At 71.6% G+C, this 17,100-nt stretch carries 17 protein-coding genes; 7 read left to right on the top strand and 10 right to left on the bottom strand.

The annotated features are described in order from the left end of the window. Positions 1-27 precede the first annotated feature (27 nt). The 3 genes from ACFYW3_RS33795 to ACFYW3_RS33785 form a co-directional block, all read right to left on the bottom strand. Positions 28-579, bottom strand: coding sequence for a DUF1990 family protein (locus tag ACFYW3_RS33795; RefSeq protein ID WP_389388327.1), 552 nt, complete (start codon positions 577-579; stop codon positions 28-30). After that, complete coding sequence (locus ACFYW3_RS33790; protein WP_389388326.1) at positions 576-1,415, bottom strand: YndJ family protein; 840 nt, start codon at positions 1,413-1,415, stop codon at positions 576-578. The genes ACFYW3_RS33795 and ACFYW3_RS33790 overlap by 4 nt, the downstream gene beginning before the upstream one ends. A gap of 122 nt (positions 1,416-1,537) precedes the next feature. After that, positions 1,538-2,422: an aminoglycoside phosphotransferase family protein gene (locus ACFYW3_RS33785; RefSeq protein WP_389388344.1), complete on the bottom strand. Its 885-nt coding sequence runs from the start codon at positions 2,420-2,422 to the stop codon at positions 1,538-1,540. Between the two features lie 462 nt (positions 2,423-2,884). On the opposite strand from ACFYW3_RS33785, the gene ACFYW3_RS33780 reads away from it, so the two are divergent. Together ACFYW3_RS33780 and ACFYW3_RS33775 are read left to right on the top strand one after the other, a co-directional pair. Next, positions 2,885-5,575, top strand: coding sequence for an ABC transporter substrate-binding protein (locus ACFYW3_RS33780; RefSeq protein ID WP_351763169.1), 2,691 nt, complete (start codon positions 2,885-2,887; stop codon positions 5,573-5,575). Between the two features lie 146 nt (positions 5,576-5,721). Further along, on the top strand, positions 5,722-6,072 hold the full coding sequence (locus ACFYW3_RS33775; RefSeq protein WP_351763167.1) for a hypothetical protein: 351 nt from the start codon (positions 5,722-5,724) through the stop codon (positions 6,070-6,072). 101 nt (positions 6,073-6,173) lie between these two features. Here ACFYW3_RS33775 and ACFYW3_RS33770 read toward each other — a convergent pair whose 3' ends face one another. Further along, on the bottom strand, positions 6,174-6,647 hold the full coding sequence (locus ACFYW3_RS33770) for an ATP-binding protein (RefSeq protein WP_389388325.1): 474 nt from the start codon (positions 6,645-6,647) through the stop codon (positions 6,174-6,176). A gap of 412 nt (positions 6,648-7,059) precedes the next feature. Here ACFYW3_RS33770 and ACFYW3_RS33765 point away from each other — a divergent pair, with 412 nt between their 5' ends. The 3 genes from ACFYW3_RS33765 (at position 7,060) to ACFYW3_RS33755 (ending at position 8,873) form a co-directional block, all read left to right on the top strand. Further along, complete coding sequence (locus tag ACFYW3_RS33765) at positions 7,060-7,779, top strand: intradiol ring-cleavage dioxygenase (protein ID WP_389388324.1); 720 nt, start codon at positions 7,060-7,062, stop codon at positions 7,777-7,779. A gap of 169 nt (positions 7,780-7,948) precedes the next feature. Next, the gene (locus ACFYW3_RS33760) at positions 7,949-8,323 is read left to right on the top strand and encodes a hypothetical protein (protein WP_053683000.1); all 375 of its coding nucleotides are present in this window, start codon (positions 7,949-7,951) and stop codon (positions 8,321-8,323) included. A 175-nt stretch (positions 8,324-8,498) separates the two neighbouring features. Further along, on the top strand, positions 8,499-8,873 hold the full coding sequence (locus tag ACFYW3_RS33755; RefSeq protein WP_267797750.1) for a helix-turn-helix transcriptional regulator: 375 nt from the start codon (positions 8,499-8,501) through the stop codon (positions 8,871-8,873). Positions 8,874-8,991: 118 nt separating this feature from the next. Here the strand turns inward: ACFYW3_RS33755 and ACFYW3_RS33750 are convergent, their stop codons facing one another. The 5 genes from ACFYW3_RS33750 to ACFYW3_RS33730 form a co-directional block, all read right to left on the bottom strand. Next, the gene (locus ACFYW3_RS33750; RefSeq protein WP_389388323.1) at positions 8,992-10,878 is read right to left on the bottom strand and encodes an ATP-binding cassette domain-containing protein; all 1,887 of its coding nucleotides are present in this window, start codon (positions 10,876-10,878) and stop codon (positions 8,992-8,994) included. 454 nt (positions 10,879-11,332) lie between these two features. Then, entirely contained in the window at positions 11,333-11,563 is a 231-nt protein-coding gene (locus ACFYW3_RS33745; RefSeq protein WP_351763159.1) for a hypothetical protein, read from the bottom strand. Between the two features lie 325 nt (positions 11,564-11,888). Beyond that, positions 11,889-12,146, bottom strand: a complete 258-nt coding sequence (locus tag ACFYW3_RS33740) for a hypothetical protein (protein ID WP_389388322.1) — start codon at positions 12,144-12,146, stop codon at positions 11,889-11,891. A gap of 253 nt (positions 12,147-12,399) precedes the next feature. Beyond that, complete coding sequence (locus tag ACFYW3_RS33735) at positions 12,400-12,819, bottom strand: SRPBCC family protein (RefSeq protein ID WP_351752688.1); 420 nt, start codon at positions 12,817-12,819, stop codon at positions 12,400-12,402. A 114-nt stretch (positions 12,820-12,933) separates the two neighbouring features. Next, positions 12,934-13,503, bottom strand: a complete 570-nt coding sequence (locus ACFYW3_RS33730) for a DM13 domain-containing protein (protein WP_389388321.1) — start codon at positions 13,501-13,503, stop codon at positions 12,934-12,936. A gap of 192 nt (positions 13,504-13,695) precedes the next feature. On the opposite strand from ACFYW3_RS33730, the gene ACFYW3_RS33725 reads away from it, so the two are divergent. Together ACFYW3_RS33725 and ACFYW3_RS33720 are read left to right on the top strand one after the other, a co-directional pair. Then, the gene (locus ACFYW3_RS33725; protein ID WP_389388320.1) at positions 13,696-14,391 is read left to right on the top strand and encodes a GNAT family N-acetyltransferase; all 696 of its coding nucleotides are present in this window, start codon (positions 13,696-13,698) and stop codon (positions 14,389-14,391) included. A gap of 140 nt (positions 14,392-14,531) precedes the next feature. After that, the gene (locus tag ACFYW3_RS33720; RefSeq protein WP_351752696.1) at positions 14,532-14,900 is read left to right on the top strand and encodes a PRC-barrel domain-containing protein; all 369 of its coding nucleotides are present in this window, start codon (positions 14,532-14,534) and stop codon (positions 14,898-14,900) included. Between the two features lie 84 nt (positions 14,901-14,984). On the opposite strand, the gene ACFYW3_RS33715 is transcribed toward ACFYW3_RS33720, so the two are convergent. Then, positions 14,985-17,084, bottom strand: coding sequence for a xanthine dehydrogenase family protein molybdopterin-binding subunit (locus ACFYW3_RS33715; protein WP_351752699.1), 2,100 nt, complete (start codon positions 17,082-17,084; stop codon positions 14,985-14,987). Between the last annotated feature and the right edge of the window lie 16 nt (positions 17,085-17,100).

Raw genomic sequence — 17,100 nt, 5'->3', positions numbered from 1 at the left:
GCGGGCGAGGCGCACGTCTGGGACGGTTCACCGCTCCGGCGTCGGCCGGGCCCGTACCAACCTGCGCAGGGTGTGACCCAGCAGCCGGGCGTAGGCACGTTGAAGGACCGGTACCGCCGGGCCCGCGAGGCGGGTGTACCAGCAGCCGGGCCGGCTGAAGGCGGTCACCGTGAACCACACGCCGCCGTCGGCGTCCATGTCCACGACGAAGGACTCCTCGCCGCACTCGGGGTGGCCCTTCAGCGTCCCGTACGCGAAACCGACGCGGTCGGGCTCGTACGCCGTCCAGATCACCTGGCACGGAGCGGTGACACGAAGCGGTCCGACGCCGATGGCGACCTCCACCCGCCGGCCGGGAAGGAGGGGACCCTCCCGGTCCGTGGCCACACGCATCCCCGAGGCGCGGTGCGCCCGGAGGGTGGTGACCGCGGCGCCGGCCGTTTCCAGGTCGGGCCTGCCGTGCCCGATCCGGACGCGGTACTCCAGGTGGTTGTATCCGGCCGGCAGCGGGCGCCGGGCCGTGGCTCCCGACTCGGGGTAGTTGACGGTGTCGCGATCGGCGCTGAAGAGTCGGGTCATGGGGTCTTCTCCGTCAGGTCGGGGCCCAGCCGGTGCCAGGCGAGCATCGAGCAGAGGGCGAATCCGAGGGCGTTCCCGAGGCCGTGGGTGGCGGCCATCCAGGTCAGGGTGGGGTGGGCGATGCCGGTGGCCTCGCCGAGGGCCCACCACAGGGCGAGCAGCATGGTGGCCACCAGGACCGCGGCCGACGTCGACAGCAGCGCGCCCGTGACGCGTCCGCGGGCCCGCGGTCGGATCTCCCGCCAGGTCAGCAGGGCCACCGCCCACATCCCCCCGGTGAGGACCACAGCCCCCACCAGCTCGGCCCAGTCGTCGAGGAAGTAGCCGAGGAGCACGAGGAGCGTGCCGGCCGGGACGCTGTACGCCGCCGCGCGCGAGAGGCCGCCGGCCGTGGACGGGGCGGCCCGGCACACCAGCCCGGCGACCAGGGCGGCGACGAAGCCGGCGAAGTGGAAGTGCGGGACGGTCAGCGCCAGGATGTCGAGGTCGAAGCCGAGGAGCCGGTGTCCGCCGCGTTCGGCGACCAGGGCCGTCGCGGCCACCGATGGCGCGACGAGCGCGGTCAGCACGGCGATCTCGGCCGGGGCGAGCGAGCGCGTCCGCAGCAGCCGGGCCGGTGCCCTTGCCGCGAGGGCCAGGGTGGCGGCCGCGTAGAGTCCGGCGAGCACGGTGGCGACGGCGCCGCGCGGAAGCCACAGGCACAGCGCCCCGGGAACGGCGAGGAGCGGCCACAGTCGGGCGATCCGGTGCAGCCCGACCGGGTCGATCAGACGCAGGCCTGCGGGAACGATCCCCAGCATGCCCAGCATGACGATCAGATTCACCAGCACCGTCATCGCGGACCCCCTCCGGCTGCGCCGAACGCGCGGAGCACTGAACGCTTGAACGCGTTCAACTCATGAGCGTGACCCTACGGGGTTCGTTGAACATGTTCAAGACGGGTGGTGTCGCTCGGCTCTCACCCGCGGCTCGCGAGGACCTCTCGGATGACGTGTCGGGCGTTGGCCGAGATGATCGGGTTGCTCTTCCGGTAGTACGGCAGCTGGATGACCGCCATGGACAGCGCCCAGCCCCGGCCGCGGGCCCAGGTCGCGTCGTCCACCTCCACCGCGTCGCGGTACACCCCTCGAGCCGAGGCGGGCAGCAGGTTCCAGGCGGGGATGAGGTCGGTGGCCGGCTCTCCCATGCCCACGGTGCCGAAGTCGATGACGGCCGAGACGCGGTCACCGTCCAGCAGCAGATTGCTCGGCATGAGGTCGGAGTGCGTCCAGCGGGCCGGCCCCGTCCACAACGGTGCCGCGAGGGCCTCCTCCCAGGCCGCGGAGATCTCCTCGACGTCGAAGGGTTCGTCGGTACGGCGCAGCGCCTCGATCGCTTCCCGCACGTCCCGGTCCTCGCTGACCAGCGGCGCGCCGCGGTGCGCGGGCGGGCCGTCGGGGAGGTCGACCCCGCGGAACGCGACCGCGAACCGGGCGAGTTCCCGGGCCACGGACTCGGGCTCCACCAGGTCACCCTCGACAGGGCTGCGGCCCTCGATCCACCGGTACACCGCCCAGTTCAGGGGGTAGCCCTCACCCGGGGCGCCGGTCGCGACCACCTCCGGGATCGGCAACGGCAGCAGCGGCGCCAGCCGGGGGAGCAACCATGCCTCCGTCGCGATGGCCTCGGCGCCGCCGGGCCGCAGCGGCAGCCGGACGGTCAGGTCATCACCCAGCCGGTAGATCGCGTTGACCGTGCCTCCCGACGCGAGCCGGGTGATCGGCAGGTCCGCCCACCGGGGGAACCGGGCGCGCAGCAGACCCCGTACCAGATCGGCGTCGATCTCCAGTTCGTCCGCGTGCATCCTGCCCATGTCCCCGTCCTGTTCTCTTGATTCCCACCCGGATCGTCGCACGGCCCGGCCGTGCCACACAGCCGATGCCGCAAGCCTCCGACCAGGCCGAAGCGACGCACCCGGTCGAGTCGGCGGCGGGGTGGTCGGCGGCGTTGCCCGTCCCACATCACGCACCATGTCCACGCACCATGTCCACGGACCCGGACCCGGACCCGGCTCACGTACATTTCGGCCATCACCGTGTCAGAAGGTGCCCAACACCGGCCCTACAGGCCTCCGGGCAACCCGCGCGTTTCCCGGCGGGGGAGCGCTTCGCGCCGCTAACGTGGCGTAACTCACTGCCGTCGGGGGGCAGACGGTCGATCGCGATCGTCAGGGCGTGTTCTCTCCCGGCCGAGCTCTGTCTCGCGGCGGTGTGTCCGCAGGATGGCGGGCGATGCCGCCCGTCGCCTCGACGCGCAGAGGAGCAGTGTGCAACGGCCGCTTCCGCAGGGGATCGAGTACCTGATCGAGCAGTTCGACACGTTCGCGGCCGACCGGGGAGAAAGCCGCCGCTTACCCGTGGTGCTGTTGAAACGGGACCCCGGCGCTCCCGGCCCCGTACAGGAATCCACGGCGCGCACGGTGATCATGGGATACCGGGACCGGCTGTACGAACGGGACCTCGACCGCACCGTCGACCTCGTCCCCCACGCACTCCTCGAGGACGCCGACGCCACCGCTCCCGAGACACCGCCCGGCGAGATCCCCGGCGCCGAGATCGACCCACACGTGGCCCTGCTGGACGCCTTCGTGGACCAGTTGGAGAACTCCATGCCCCACGACGCGGGGGAACTGCGGCTCCCGCGCTTCCACACCTGCCGCGCCGTCCTGGAGGTCTCCGTCGGCGCCGGTTCGGCGGCCGGCAAACGGCGCCGACTGCGCGACGAGCTCTACACCGAACTCCTGTCCCGCAGACCGCTCCTGGGGACACTGGCCAGGGTCGCCGGCGCCACCGGCGGCAGCTTCCTGGTGAACATCTGGCTCTCCCTGTTCCAACTCCTCGTCGTCGGACTGCCCCGACGCCTCTACGGCCTGTGGCTCAGCAGACGCCGCTCCCTGCGCTGGGTCGGCTCCCGCAGACCCAAGGGCGCCAACTTCCTGCGCATGGCGTTGACCATCACCCGGGCCGGCACCTCACGGCACAACCACGCACTGATCCAGCGCATGCTCCTCATGGCCCTGCTCAACGACCTGTCCCGGGCCGCCAAGCCCTCTCGGCTCTGGATCTACCGCGGCCGCCGACGCTGGCCCTTCGTCCTGCTCCTCCCGGAGGTCGGCGAGGAAGGCACACCCGTACGCGAACTGCTCGACACCTACGCGGACATCGTCCGTACCGAACCGCCCGCGCCGCTCATGGTGCTGGGAGCCCTGGCCGGCGGAGCGCCCTCGTACGCGCAAACCGTCCCCGCCGACCCCCGCAGCGTCACCGGTCTCGCCGACCGCGTCCACGCCCTGTACACCCGGCGCTCCGCGTCGGCGGTCTACCTGGTCCCGCTGTCCGCGAGAGACGACGACGGACCGGCCGACCGCTGGCTGGAGACCAATCCGAAGGTGGAGGTACGGGCGAACGGCCGGGGCGACTATGTACGCGCCGTGGCCGCCCCCGTCCTGGTGCTCGCCCTCGTGGCCGGGGGCCTGATCGTCCTCACGCACCGGACCGGGGCCGAGCCCTCCTGCCACCAGGTGAGTTCGGGGGAGATCGTCGGTGTCACCGACGGAAGCGAGTGCCACCTGGGCATCGCCGGACGAGACGACGAACTCCTGTCCCTGGAAGCCGTCGCCGCGCGGCAGAACGACGACGCGGTGCGCAGCGGACGCCCGTACCGGACCGTGGTGTTCTTCGCTCCGCTCACGGCGGAGCCCGGGGACTCGACCCCGGTGAGCATCCAGAGCCTGCGGGGCGCCCTCACCGCCCAGAACCAAGTGAACAGCCGCGAGGGCGACGTGGTCCAGATCCGTCTGCTCATCGCGAACTCCGGAAAGTACTTCGCCTACGGATCACAGAACGCCCAGGGCCCGGACATCGCGCAGGAGATCGTCCGGAGGAAGGACCGGGACAAGATCGCGGCCGTGGTCGGCATCACGCAGAGCAGGCCCGCCTCGTTCGCGGCGGTCGCGGAGCTCTCCGCCGCCAGCATCCCCGTCATAGGCAACTCGGTCACCGGCAGCAAGATGGTGGACGAGCGGGCCTCCGCCTACTACTTCCAGGTGTCGCCCTCGGACGACCGCATCGCCGAGGTGATGGCCGAGTTCGCGTCGTACTCCGAGCAGATCGGCGAGCTGACGACGGCCAAGGACGGCAACCGGACGGCGGTGGTGGTCTACGACCCGGAGGACGAGTTCTTCAGCTCCGACCTCCAGACGAGGTTCACCCGGTACTACACCGGCGGCAAGGTGGTCACCGTCCCCTACTACGAGCACCGCAACGGGCAGATCGTGTCGGAAGTGGCGCGCGACATCTGCGCGGAGGTGCGGGCCACGGGCGGATTCATCGTCTACGCCGGCCGCTCGGGCGAGATGCCGGGACTCTTCGACGCCATCCAGGGCACCGCCGACTGCCGCAAGGCGGACGGCAAGCAGGTCGCCGTCCTCTCCGAGAGCACGGCCGCCAAGTACCTCCAGGACCCGGAGGACATGCTCAGGAAGCACTCGGTCCTGAGGCCCTACTACGTGATGTTCAACAACTCCAACGGCAACGAAAGCGCCGACAGCCCCTACTCGGAGTTCACCTCCCGCTTCCGGAACGTCTTCAAGGACGGATCGGTGCCGGAGGGAAACGCGGCCGGTGCCTACGACGCCCTCCGCGTCGCCTCGGAGGTCATCAACTCGGTCTACGCCCAGTACAAGACGGCCGAGAACAGCAACGCGCCGTTCCAACCGACGGACGTGTACGCCCGCCTCTCCAACCCGGGGGTACAGAACTTCTCGGGTGCCTCCGGTCTCCTCTCCCTGGACAGCCGCCACAAGTACCCGCCGAACAAGGCCGTCTACGTGCTCGAATCGCACCTCGACAAGAGCGTGACCACCTGGATGGCGTGCGGCCTGCTGCCCGACCAGCCGCCGGGACTGAACAACCCCGCGACCTGGGGGAGGCCCGGGAAGACACGCCCCTGCCCGTGACCCTCTCGCCGTCCGGCGGACACCGGGCAGACCCCCAGGTCGGAAGGGCGGTCCGGGCTGCGGGATAGTGATCGCCGGGGCGGGCCCACCCGCTCGCCCCGCACCGGCGACACGACACCCCAGGACGACCCGAGATGGAGCCCACGATGGACGTACGTTACTTCGAGCGGATCACCGCATTCATCGAGGCGCGGCTCACCCCGCTCTTCGCCGAGGAGACGGGCAGCGAGAACGGCTTCGCCATGGACGACACCTCCCGCGCCCTGCGCGCGCTGCGCAACGCGGCACTGGAGGCGTCCGTGGCCAAGACGCTCATCGGGCAGCGGGACGCGGCGGACCCGGCGGTCCGCCGGGTCATCGACCAGGCGGTCGAGCACCACTGGGACGTGCTGCGCGGCATCGCCCGACAGTGGGAGGACCACGCCGACTTCGCGCGCGAGTTCAAGCGCCACGCCTGGGAACTGGACGAAGCCCCCGCGGTGGCCGTCGCCCCGTAGCCGTCCACCGACCGCCGGCCGCCCGGTCGCGGTCCGCACGGGCACTCGCCCCGGTCACGACGAGGGCGACCGTCGCCGTGGGAGGGGCTCGGCGGGCGGCCTCAGAGGAGGCGCAGCACCGCGGTGATGGTCTTGCCGTGCACGTGGGTGTGGACGTCGACCCGCTCGGACAGGCGTTGAACGAGCGGCCATCCGTACCCGCCCGTCTGACCCGGCTCGCCGGTCCTGGGCCGGGTGGCGGGCGGGTGGGGACTCGTGTCCGCGACGGAGAGCCGCAGTCCGTGATCGGTGAGCTCGCCGTGGAAGGCGGTGAGGCCGCCGCCGTGGCGGATCGCGTTGGTGACGAGCTCGGAGGCCACCAGGAGTGCGTCCGCGGCCGTGACGCTGTCCAGGTTGATTCCCGCGTACCCGAGCAGGTCGCGGACGACGGCGCGGGCCGCCGCAGCGGTGGCGGGGACCGGGGGCGCGGTGCCGGACGCGGAGAGGAGGGGCGCGAGGCCGGTGGTGGCCACGTGACCGTCTTCCCCGCAGGGCGTGGAGCCGTGGGGTCCTTCGGCTGTCGTGGGCGGGTTCATGCCGTCATCATCTGCCCGTCGGCTCGCGTCTCATGTCCCGATACGCGTGTTCGGACAATCGGCGCGGACGTGGTGTTCACCACGTGATCGCCGCCTCCGGGCTGTCGGCCATGCGCAACGACGGCCCCGTTCCGGTGACTTCGACAGGTGGCGGGGCCGGCACGTGCAGAGGGCCGACCAGGACGACTGTCGGAGCACCACTCACCGCGGCAGGCCGAGCAGACGCACCCCGGTGCGAGCACCGCACCCGCCGGTCCCCGGCACCGGGGTCGGCCGTAGGGATGTCACCCGCACGGTGGAGTGCCGCCCAGGCCGGCGGAGCGTACGGGTGGCTCTTCGAGTGCGGCGGGCGGCATCGAGTCCCGGGGTGGGGCAGGGTGAAGCCGTCCACGAGCCTTCCCGGGGGTGTCCCATGGCCGATCCCGATCCTTCCTCCACGAGCCGTCGCGCGGTCCTGCGAGCCGCCGGTTCGGCCGGCGTCGCGGCCCTCGCTTCGGGCTGCGCGGGCAGTACGTCGAAGGCCGGGTCGCCCGATCGGGTCGCGACCGTACCGGTCACCGCTTCGGCGGGCACGGCGACCGGGCCCGCGACCGTTCCCACCTGCGTCCTGTCACCGGAGTCCGGCGAAGGCCCCTACTACGTGGCCGACGCGCAGGTCCGCTCGGACATCGTGGAGGACCGCGGTGGGGTGCCGTTGCACCTGGACCTGACGGTGGTGCGGGCCGCGCGGGGATGCCGGCCCCTGGCCGGCATCGCCGTGGACGTCTGGCAGGCGGACGCCCTCGGGAAGTACTCGGCCGACGGGGCGACGTTCCTGCGCGGCACCCAACGCACGGACGGCTCCGGGAAGGTGTCCTTCCGGACGATCGTGCCCGGCTGGTACGCGCACATCGCCCCGCACGTCCACGTCAAGGTGCACCCCGACCAGCGCACCGAAGCCGCCACCCAACTCTTCCTGCCCGAGGGCCTGTTGCGGCAGGTGTACCGCCACGACCCGTACTCCCGCCGCAAGGCCCCGGCCCACCCCAACACCCGCGACGACCGCTTCGCGGCGAAGGGGAAGCTCCTGACGCTCGGCCCGGTCGCCGACGGCGCCGGCTACCGGGCCTCGTTCACCATCGGCCTGCGCTGAACCGCAGACCCGAGGGAAGGGGGAAATCGAGCCAAACGCTCCGTTCCGCTCCCGTCGCCACGAACGATCACTAGCGTGGTGAGCGCAAACAGCCCGGATCGTCGGTGAACAACCGCGCGACCTCCGGGCGTCGACGCATCGGCGAAGAGCAGTGAGGGAGTGGGCGACGATGGCGAATGTGGAAGTCTCCTTGAAGGAGACGATGACCTCGATCGAGGGCGCGCTGGGTGTCGCGCTGGTCGACTACACCAGCGGCATGGCCCTGGGAACCCTGGGCGGCGGCAAGGACCTTGACCTGTTGGTCGCCGCCGCCGGCAACACGGACGTCATCCGTGCGAAGAACCGCACCATGGAGATGCTGGGTTTACAGGACGACATCGAGGACCTGCTCATCACCCTCGGCAGCCAGTACCACCTGATCCGGCTGCTCAAGGGCCGCGGGACCAACGGGCTGTTCCTGTACGTGGTCCTCGACAAGCGCAACTCCAACCTCGCCATGGCCCGCCACCAGCTCAAGCGCATCGAGGAAGCACTGGAGCTCTAAACAGCGGTGTTCAAGGGCCCACGCATGCCCACGAGTTGAAGAAATCTTCAACTCGGCACATCCGAAACCGTTCATAGGTGGCGCGCGTGGGCCCGACGGGCGGAAGGCTGGAGACCGGCGGGGCCGCACCGCCTGCCGCCCCCATGTCCCCTCGACAGCAGGAGCATTCGTGGGAATGCAGGTCCCTCTGTACCAGGCGAAGGCCGAGTTCTTCCGGATGCTCGGGCACCCCGTCCGTATCCGCGTCCTCGAACTCCTGCAGAGCGGACCGATGCCCGTACGCGAACTCCTGGCCGAGATCGACATAGAGGCCTCCAACCTCTCCCAACAACTCGGCGTCCTGCGCCGCTCGGGCATCGTCGTCTCCATTCGCGACGGCTCGACCGTCAGCTACGCCCTGGCCGGCGGCGACGTCGCCGAGCTCCTTCGCGCGGCCCGCCGCATCCTGACCGAACTGCTGGTGGGCCAGAGCGAACTCCTCGCCGAACTGCGGCAGTCGACCCCCGAACCCAGCCGAGCGGGAGCGGTCGCGGACACCGGTCGCCCCTGACCGGCACGGCGGCGCGGTGGAGGGGCGCCGCCCGTGCTCCGTCCGCCGTCGTGGCGGCTCGGAACACGGGCGGCGTCAGGCTCCCGCTCCGCGGAACCCGGAGCGACACCGCAAGGTGTCAGCGGTCCAGGGAGAGTGCGTACAACTCGTGGAACCGGCCCCCGTCCAGGTGCGCGAGCTCTTCGAAGGAACCCTGCTCCACGATCCGGCCGCCGTCCAGGACGACGATGCGGTCGGCCAGACGGCAGTTCTCCAACCGGTGCGTGACGATCACCGTGATCCGGTCCTGCTTCATGTCCCGCAGGCCCGAGAACACCATGTGCTCCCCGCGCGGATCCATCGCGCTCGTCGGCTCGTCCATGACCAGCAGGCCCGGCTTCCTGTGGAACGCGCGCCCACACGCCAGGCGTTGCCACTGACCGCCGGAGGGCTCGTGCCCGCCCCAGAACGAGCGCGCCAGGAGGGTGTCCAGGCCGTTCGGGAACTCCTCGACGGCCGTCCGCATGCCCACGGCGTCCAGGGCCTCCCACACGGCTTCCTCACCGCGCGGATCGGGCCGGCCGAGCGTGATGTTCTCCCGCGCGGAGAACGGCCAGTACCCGTACGACTGGGTGACGAGGCCGACGTGTCGCCAGGCGCTGCGCTGGTCGGCATCGGAGGTCGGGACACCGTCCCAGGCGACGGTGCCGCAGGTCGGGGCCGTCAGCGAGGTCAGCAGACGGATCAGGGTGGACTTGCCCGCACCGTTCTCCCCGATGACGGCGACGACCTCGCCCCGCGAGAGGGTGAGGGAGATGGGTCCGAGCGCCGGGGTGTCCTTGCCGGGGTAGGTGTAGCCGGCCTCCTCCAGCCGGATCTTCTCCGGAGCGGCCTCCATCACCTGGGGGCCGCGCGGGCCGGACTTCTCGGCGGCCTCCTCGACGAAGGCGGTGTAGTCACCGAGGTAGAGCGCGTGCTGGAACATGGCCGCCCCGTAGACGACGAGCTGTGAGAGGGCCGCGGTGGACGTCCGCATCGCCACGATCGCCGTGCCGGCCGCCGCGAGGGCCATGTACCCGCCGGCGGCGAGCCCGGCCAGCGCACCGTAGGTCGCCACGACGAAGACACCGGAGGCGGTGGCTGCGATCAGGTGAACCAGGAGGTAGCGGGGCGCGGAGGCGACCATCCTGGAGTCGATCCGCTCACAGACGGCCGCGTACCAGTGGTGGGCGTACGGCCGCATGCCGTTGCCGCGCAGCTCGTCGGCGAGCTTCGGGGTGGTCAGGTGCCAGCGCATCATGTGCTTGATGTTGCGCGAGGCGATCGTCTGGTTGTGGATACGGTGGTCGAGCCGTGCGGCGTACACCGATCCGAGCCCGCGGGGCACCACCGACAGCAGGAGCAGCGGCAGCAGGACGGGGTGGACCAAGGCGAGCACCGAAGCCACGGCGATCATGTCGATGAGGCCACCGGTGAACCCGAGGGCGTCCTGCAGGAGCATGGCGGAGCGGGCGGATCCGGTCTCGGCGGCCTCCGACCGCTCGGTGAAGTCGGGCGCGTCGTACGCGGCGAGCTCGACGTCCATGTGGGCGTCGACCATGGCGAGGTCGGCGAGGGTCGCCATGCCGGGATTGAGGCGCCGCGCCGCGCTGCCGCAGGCGAGGGAGGCCAGCGCGCCGAGCGCGGTCATCGCCGCGGCGATGACCAGCGGCCAGGCCGCGTCCGCGATCCGTTCCCGGACTCCGTCGCCGGCCAGGAGCGGCACCATCGCGCGGGAGACCGCCGCGAGGGCGGCCGCCGTGCAGATCCCGCCCAGGATCTGGGCGCCGATCAACACGTGGAAGGCGGTGCGGTTCACGGCGAGGGCGAGCCGAGCGGTCTGCCGGAGGGCGGAGGGGACGCGGCGGGCCATCTGCCCGAGCGACAGCGCCTCCATGGTCTCGTTGTGCCGGCCCCAGGTGTACGTGAACTCCGGAGGGGCCGGTGGCGCGGCGGTTTTCTCTGTCTCGACCTGCGGCTCGGACATCTCGATTCCCCTTCAACCAGGTTGCCTTGGAGGCCGGTTCGCCCGAGTCCGCGCAGGCAAGGCCGACCCGTCCGCGCTGTGTGCGGCGGGGCGGTCGCGTGGTCGCGGGGAACCGGAGGGAGTGAGTAGAGCGCAGGCCGGCGGCCGGAGCAGCGGGATCTGGCCGACCTCTCGGGGGCGGCCCCCTTGGCACGGCAGCTGATCGTGTTCGGGTGCCGTCGGGCTCCCGGGCGTCGGCACGGGAGAGGTTGGCCGGAATCGGCGGGTACGGGGGTCGCGTCGTCGGAAATGGCTTGCGGCCCCGAAGAGCCCGCGTGGTACGGGACGATCCGGCCGCCGAGGCGCACGTGCTCGCGCACCTCGGGAGCGGTGGCCTCGCGCAGGTCAGGGGCGGTGGCCCGCGCGGCGGCCTCGGGCGGGCCGTGAACGTGGCGCTGATGGGGATGTGGGGTTCTCAGTGGCGCCCCTGGTGTCCGCCCCATTCCGCGGGGCCGCCACCCTGCCATTCGATGAGGCCCGCCCCGTAGGGGGCGATCTCGTCGGGGTCGAGTCCGGCCCGGCGCAGCAATTCGAGCACATCGGCGGGCCCCAGGGCGGTACCGAGGACCTTCCCGTCGATGAGGACCCGACGCCCGCCGTGCTCGTCGGGCGGGTCCACGATCACGCGCAGTCCGTCTGTAGCCATGTCTCCAGGGTGCGGGGGAGCGCTCGCCCCGGCACGCCGGGACTCTTCCGCCTGCTGCCGGCGGAGGCGTTCGGACGCCCGTCGGGCCCGGTGACAGCGGTGCGCGCGGCCCGGGTATCCGCCCGTACGCGACAGTGACCGCGATGTCACCCACGGTGGTTACGTCTGTCGGTGTGGCCGCGACACATGGGCCGCGTCGCCGACCGGCACGCCCCCGGGGCCCCGCCCGGACCGGCTCGCCCGCTGGGACCGCCACCCACCCGATGCGCAAGGGTGAACAAGTCGGGGGCCCCGCCGTCGGCGGGGCCCCCGGAGTCCTCGTGGGTCAGTGACCGAAGCCGGTGAAGTGGCCGAACTCGGCGTGCTCGCGCTCGGCCTCGACCGCACACGCCTGGGTGAAGACCGGTCCGACACGCGCCGGGATCGCCGCGGCCGAAGAGCAGTCGGACTGGAACCGCGACGCGCCTCCGGAGAAGTACTCTCCCTCGATGCTGCCCCCGCCGTTCGCCAGGGCGGCCCCGGCACCACCCAACAGAACGCCGGCGGCGAGAACGGTCGCGGTCAGAGCGGAACGCATACGCATGATGACTCCCATGGATATCGGAACGACGCGTCACGAACGGTGCCGCGTCCGAGCCGAGAACGCTCCAAGAGCCCTACAGGGAACGGGAGATCACCCCGATGGCCCGACGCCCGACCTGAAGTATCGGTACTCCTCTACTCCGGACGGGCACATCCGAACCACGGCCGGGCGTCCGCCACGTTGCCGGGGACGCCCTCGCCCGGTCACGTTCAAGCCCCTCGCCCGGTCAGCTCAGGCCCCTCGCCCGGTCAGCTCAGGCCCCTTGCTCGGCCATTCGCTGGAACTCGCCCAAGTCGTAGTTGGCCAGGGTCGAGTCGAGGTTGGTGAGCGCGCCCAGGCGCTCCACGAAACCCTTCGGGTCGTACTCGATCTGAAGCGTCACCCGGCTCTCCGTGTCGCTGAGCCGATGGAAGGTGACCACACCCGCGTGGTGGACGCCCTCGGTCGTACGCCAGGCGATGCGCTCCTGCGGAATCACCTCCGTGAGTTCCGCCACGAAGCTCTTGTCCGCGCCCGGCAGGGACACCTGCCAGGCGAACGTGCGCGAGTCGATGCGCTCGACGTGCTTGACGTGACTGAGGAACGACGGCCAGCGCTCGACGTCCTTCCAGAGCGCCCAACTCACCTCGACGGGTGCCTTGATGTCGACAGCTTCGAGCAATGAAGACGCCATGGTTCTCTTCTCCTCCGTGCGTTGCCACTGGTCTCCCCTCCGCTACCCGGAAGACCGGGTTTCACCGCGGAGGGCGCGCCTTGCGCGGAGCGCGGCGCCCGAACGCAACGCCGGTCAGGTGCCGGGCAGCTCGGCCGCCCCGAAGGAGACGTCGAAGCGGTCGCACCAGATGGTGACACTGCTGTAGTCGGAGAGGTTCAGCCCCGCGGGGATCGCGTAGTTCTGGTCGCCCTTGTTGCCCTTGAGCTTGCCCAGGCTGACGTACTTGCCGTCATCGAACACGCGCCAGCCGCCCACCCCCTCCTTGACCGGGGCATCGGTCAGCAAGACCCGCAGGTCGGGACCGTTGCTGGTGTCGAGGTTCTCCAGGCGGAGCGTGCGGGAGCCGTCGGGGAGGCCGATGAGCTTCACCGTGCCCGTGGTGGTGTGCTCGTGGCTGATCAGCGAGCCCTGGGCGAGGGTTCGTGGACCGGTACCGCCACCGCCACCGGCGTCGAAGGAGTTCGTGGGGCCGGCCGTCGGGAGCGCCTCGCTGACGGTCTCGTTCTGCCAGAGCTTCCACGGCTGGAGCCAGTACAGCCCGATCCCCAGCACCGCCCCGGCCACGATCAGCGCCCCGGCGATCAGCCGTCCGCGCCGCTTCCTGTCTCCCACTGCCGCTCCCTCGTCGTGCTCACTGTTCATCTGTCTCACCGCATTCAATGCGATCAAGGGCTCGGACGGCGCGTCCGCGGTGATGACGAATTCCTTACGTGCGGACCGCCGCCCCGACCCTCGGCCCGCCGGTCGACCGGCTGTGGGGCCGTCCGGCAGCGTGTCCGGCGTGTCCGTCGAAGCGCGGCGGGGTGGCCCCGTCGCACTGCCTACCGTGGCCCCATGAACGTACGTACAGTGCTGCCGTCCGCCGGGTATGGGATCCGGTGCGCGCGCCCCACCGAATCGGGCGCGGTCGCCGCGCTCCTGGCCCGGTCCTTCGCCGACGACCCGGTCATGGTCTGGATGTTCCCCGAACCGGCCCGTCGGGCGCGCGGGACCGCCCGCTTCTTCAAGCTGATCTCGCGGCAGCAGCGCCCGCGCGCCGGCGCCGTCCGAGTGGCCGCGACCCGCGGGGGAGAACTGCTGGCCGCCGCGCTCTGGTCGGGCCCGGGCCGCTGGCAGCCCTCCGCGGCGCGGGAACTCGCGGCCCTTCCCGGCTACGCGCGCACGTTCGGCGTACGAGGGCTGCGGCGAGCGGCCGAGGTGGAGAACGCCCTGCACGAAAGCCACCCCGAGGGACCCCACTGGTACCTGCCCTCCCTGGGAACCGACCCGGCGTTCCAGGGCACGGGAGTCGGCTCGGCCCTCGTGCGCGAGCAGTTGGCCCACTGCGACCGACTCGGGGAACCCGTCTACCTGGAGTCCAGCAAGGCCTCGAACGTCCCCTTCTACGAGAGGTTCGGCTTCCGCGTCACCGGCGAGATCCGGCTGCCGGGCGGAGGCCCGCCCCTCTGGCCGATGTGGCGCGTTCCCGGCTCCGGGCCCGATCACGGACGCGCCGAAGCCGCGGCCGTCCAGAGCGATCGTCGAGGGTGACGAACGACCACCATCCGTGTGGATCGGATCTTTGAGGGCAGGCGCCCTTTCGACGGACTCGCGCCGCTCCGGTTCCCGTGGTTCGCGGGCTCCGGGAGGAAGCGGCCGTCGCCACCGACGAGTGTGAAGGAGTTGTTCTCATGTCCGACGACGTGTGGGGTTACCGCGAGACGTCCGGCCGAACGGCCGGTGCCGATCTGACGGGTTACAAGGTCGAGGCCGAGGACGGTTCCATCGGCAAGGTGGACAAGCACTCCGACGAGGTCGGTTCCTCGTACCTCGTGGTCGACACGGGTCCCTGGATCTTCGGCAAGGAGGTCCTCCTGCCGGCCGGGACGATCAGGCGGATCGACGTGGAGGAACGGAAGATCCACGTCGACCGGACCAAGGAGCAGATCAAGAACGCTCCCGAGTTCCACCGGGACAAGCACCTCGGCGACGCGGGCTACAACGAGGAACTGGGCACGTACTACGGCACCGGCGCCCCGTTCGGCGGCCGGCCCGCCTGAACCGGCCCGGTCCGCGAGGCACGTGTGGGGGGTGTCCACCCCGTGGAGGGTGGACACCCCCCACACGTGCGCCGGGAGACCGGCTCAGTCCCGGCGGTCGAGCGCGGACAGGACGCGGTCCGGCGTCAGGGGGAGTTCGCGCAGGCGCCGACCCGTGGCGCGACTCACGGCGTTCCCGATCGCGGCCGCGGTCCCGACGATTCCGATCTCGCCGATCCCCTTGCTGCCCATCGGGTTGAGGTGCTTGTCGTGTTCGTCGATCCAATGCGCTTCGAGGACCGGCACGTCGGCGTGCGCCGGCACGTGGTAACCGGCCAGGTCGTTCTCGGTGAAGTCGCCGAACACCGGGTCCACGGTGCTGTGTTCGGTCAGCGCCATGCCGATCCCCATCACCATGCCGCCCTTGAACTGGGAGCGCGCGGTGCGCGGGTTGAGGATGTGCCCCGCGGCGAAGACACCCAGCAGGCGGCTCACCCGGACCTCCCCGGTGACCGTGTCCACCCGCACCTCGGCGAAGTGCGCGCCGAAGGCGTGTCGGGCGTAGGGGGACTTCTGCTTGGCCGATTGCGTGGTGTCCGCCGACGCGGACAACCCCTCGTCCGGCAGGGGGCCCCGATGGCGTTCCAGTCGCGCGGTCAGGGCGGCGCAGGCGTCGTGCACGGCCCACCCCCAGGAGGCGGTGCCCGAGGAACCGCCGGCGAGCGAGGCGGCGGGCAGGCCGGTGTGTCCGATGGCGATCGACACGGAGTCGAGCGGTACCCGCAGGGCGTCGGCGGCCACCTGTGCCAGTACCGTGCGGGCGCCCGTTCCGATGTCGGTGGCGTTGATCTCGACGAGGTAGCCGCCGTCCGGCCGGGCGTGCGCGCGGGCGGTCGAGGGCGCGATGAGCACGGGATAGGTGGCCGCGGCCATGCCCGTCCCGACGAGGAACGGCCCGTCCCGGTACGGATCGCGGCGGCCGGCCCAGCCGAACCGTTCGACGCCCTCGCGCAGGCATTCCACCAGGTGGCGGCTGCTGAAGGGGCGCCCGCTGTCGGGCTCGGTCGGGGGCTCGTTGCGCAGACGCAGCTCCACCGGGTCGATGCCGAGCGCGTCGGCCAGTTCGTCCATGGCCGACTCCAGGGCGTACATGCCCGGGGCCTCCCCGGGGGCCCGCATCCATGACGGGGTGGGCACGTCCAGGGCGACGGCGCGGTGGGTGGTGCGAACATCCGGTACCGCGTACATGACACGAGCCGGCACGGCCGCCTGTTCCACGAACTCGCGGACGCGGGACGTGTGGGTGGTGACCTCGTGCGTCAGCGCGGTGAGCGTTCCGTCCGCGCGGGCACCCAGCCGGACGCGGTGCAGGGTCGGCGCGCGGTGACCGACCGTCGCGGGCAGGTGCCCGCGCGGCAGGGACAGCTTGACGGGCCGGTCGCAGTGGCGCGCGGCCATCGCGGCCAGGACCACGTGCGGGCGCGGGGTGCCCTTGGAACCGAACCCGCCGCCCACGTGCTCGGAGACGACGGTGACGTCCTCCTCGGGCAGCCCGAACAAGCCGGCCAGCGCCGTCCGCACCGCACCGCCCCCCTGACAGGAGTCGTGGACGGTCAGGTGTCCGCGCCCGGCGTCCCAGTCGGCGGTCGCCGCGTGCGGCTCCATGGGGTGGTTGTGCAGCGGCGCCACGGCGTAGGCGCAATCGACCTGTACGGGGGCCGCCGACAGCGCCGCGTCCGGATCGCCCTGCTCCCGGTGGGCGGGATGGCCGCCGTTGGCCTCCTCGGGGGTGTAGGCGTCCGGGTGGTCGGCGGTGAGGGTGACGTCGTGCGGATCGCTCTCGTAGGTGACCCGGACCGCGGACGCGGCCGCCCGCGCGCTCTCCGGCGTCTCGGCGATCGCGACGGCCACGTACCAACCGCGGTGGGGGACCCGGACGTCCTGGAGCAGCAGCAGGGTCGGGTCGTCCGACGGACCCAGACGGGGCGCGTTGTACGGGGACAGCACACCGATCACGCCCGGCAGGGACAGGGCGACCTCGTCGTCGACGGCCGTCACGCGGCCGCGCACGATGGTGGCGGGCACCGGCCAGGCGTAGGCGCAGCGGGGCGGTGTGTGCTCGGCCGCGTAGCGGGCGGCTCCCGTGACCTTCTCGCGCCCCTCCCGCCGGGGGGCGGGGCTGCCGAGGGCGGTGGTGGGGCGCATGGCGGCTCCCTCTCCT

The organism is Streptomyces sp. NPDC002602, from assembly GCF_042889445.1.
In the GTDB taxonomy this organism is placed as follows: Bacteria; Actinomycetota; Actinomycetes; order Streptomycetales; family Streptomycetaceae; genus Streptomyces.
The sequence above is the reverse complement of the archived record's forward strand: the minus strand, read 5'-3'. Positions and strand labels throughout refer to the sequence as shown.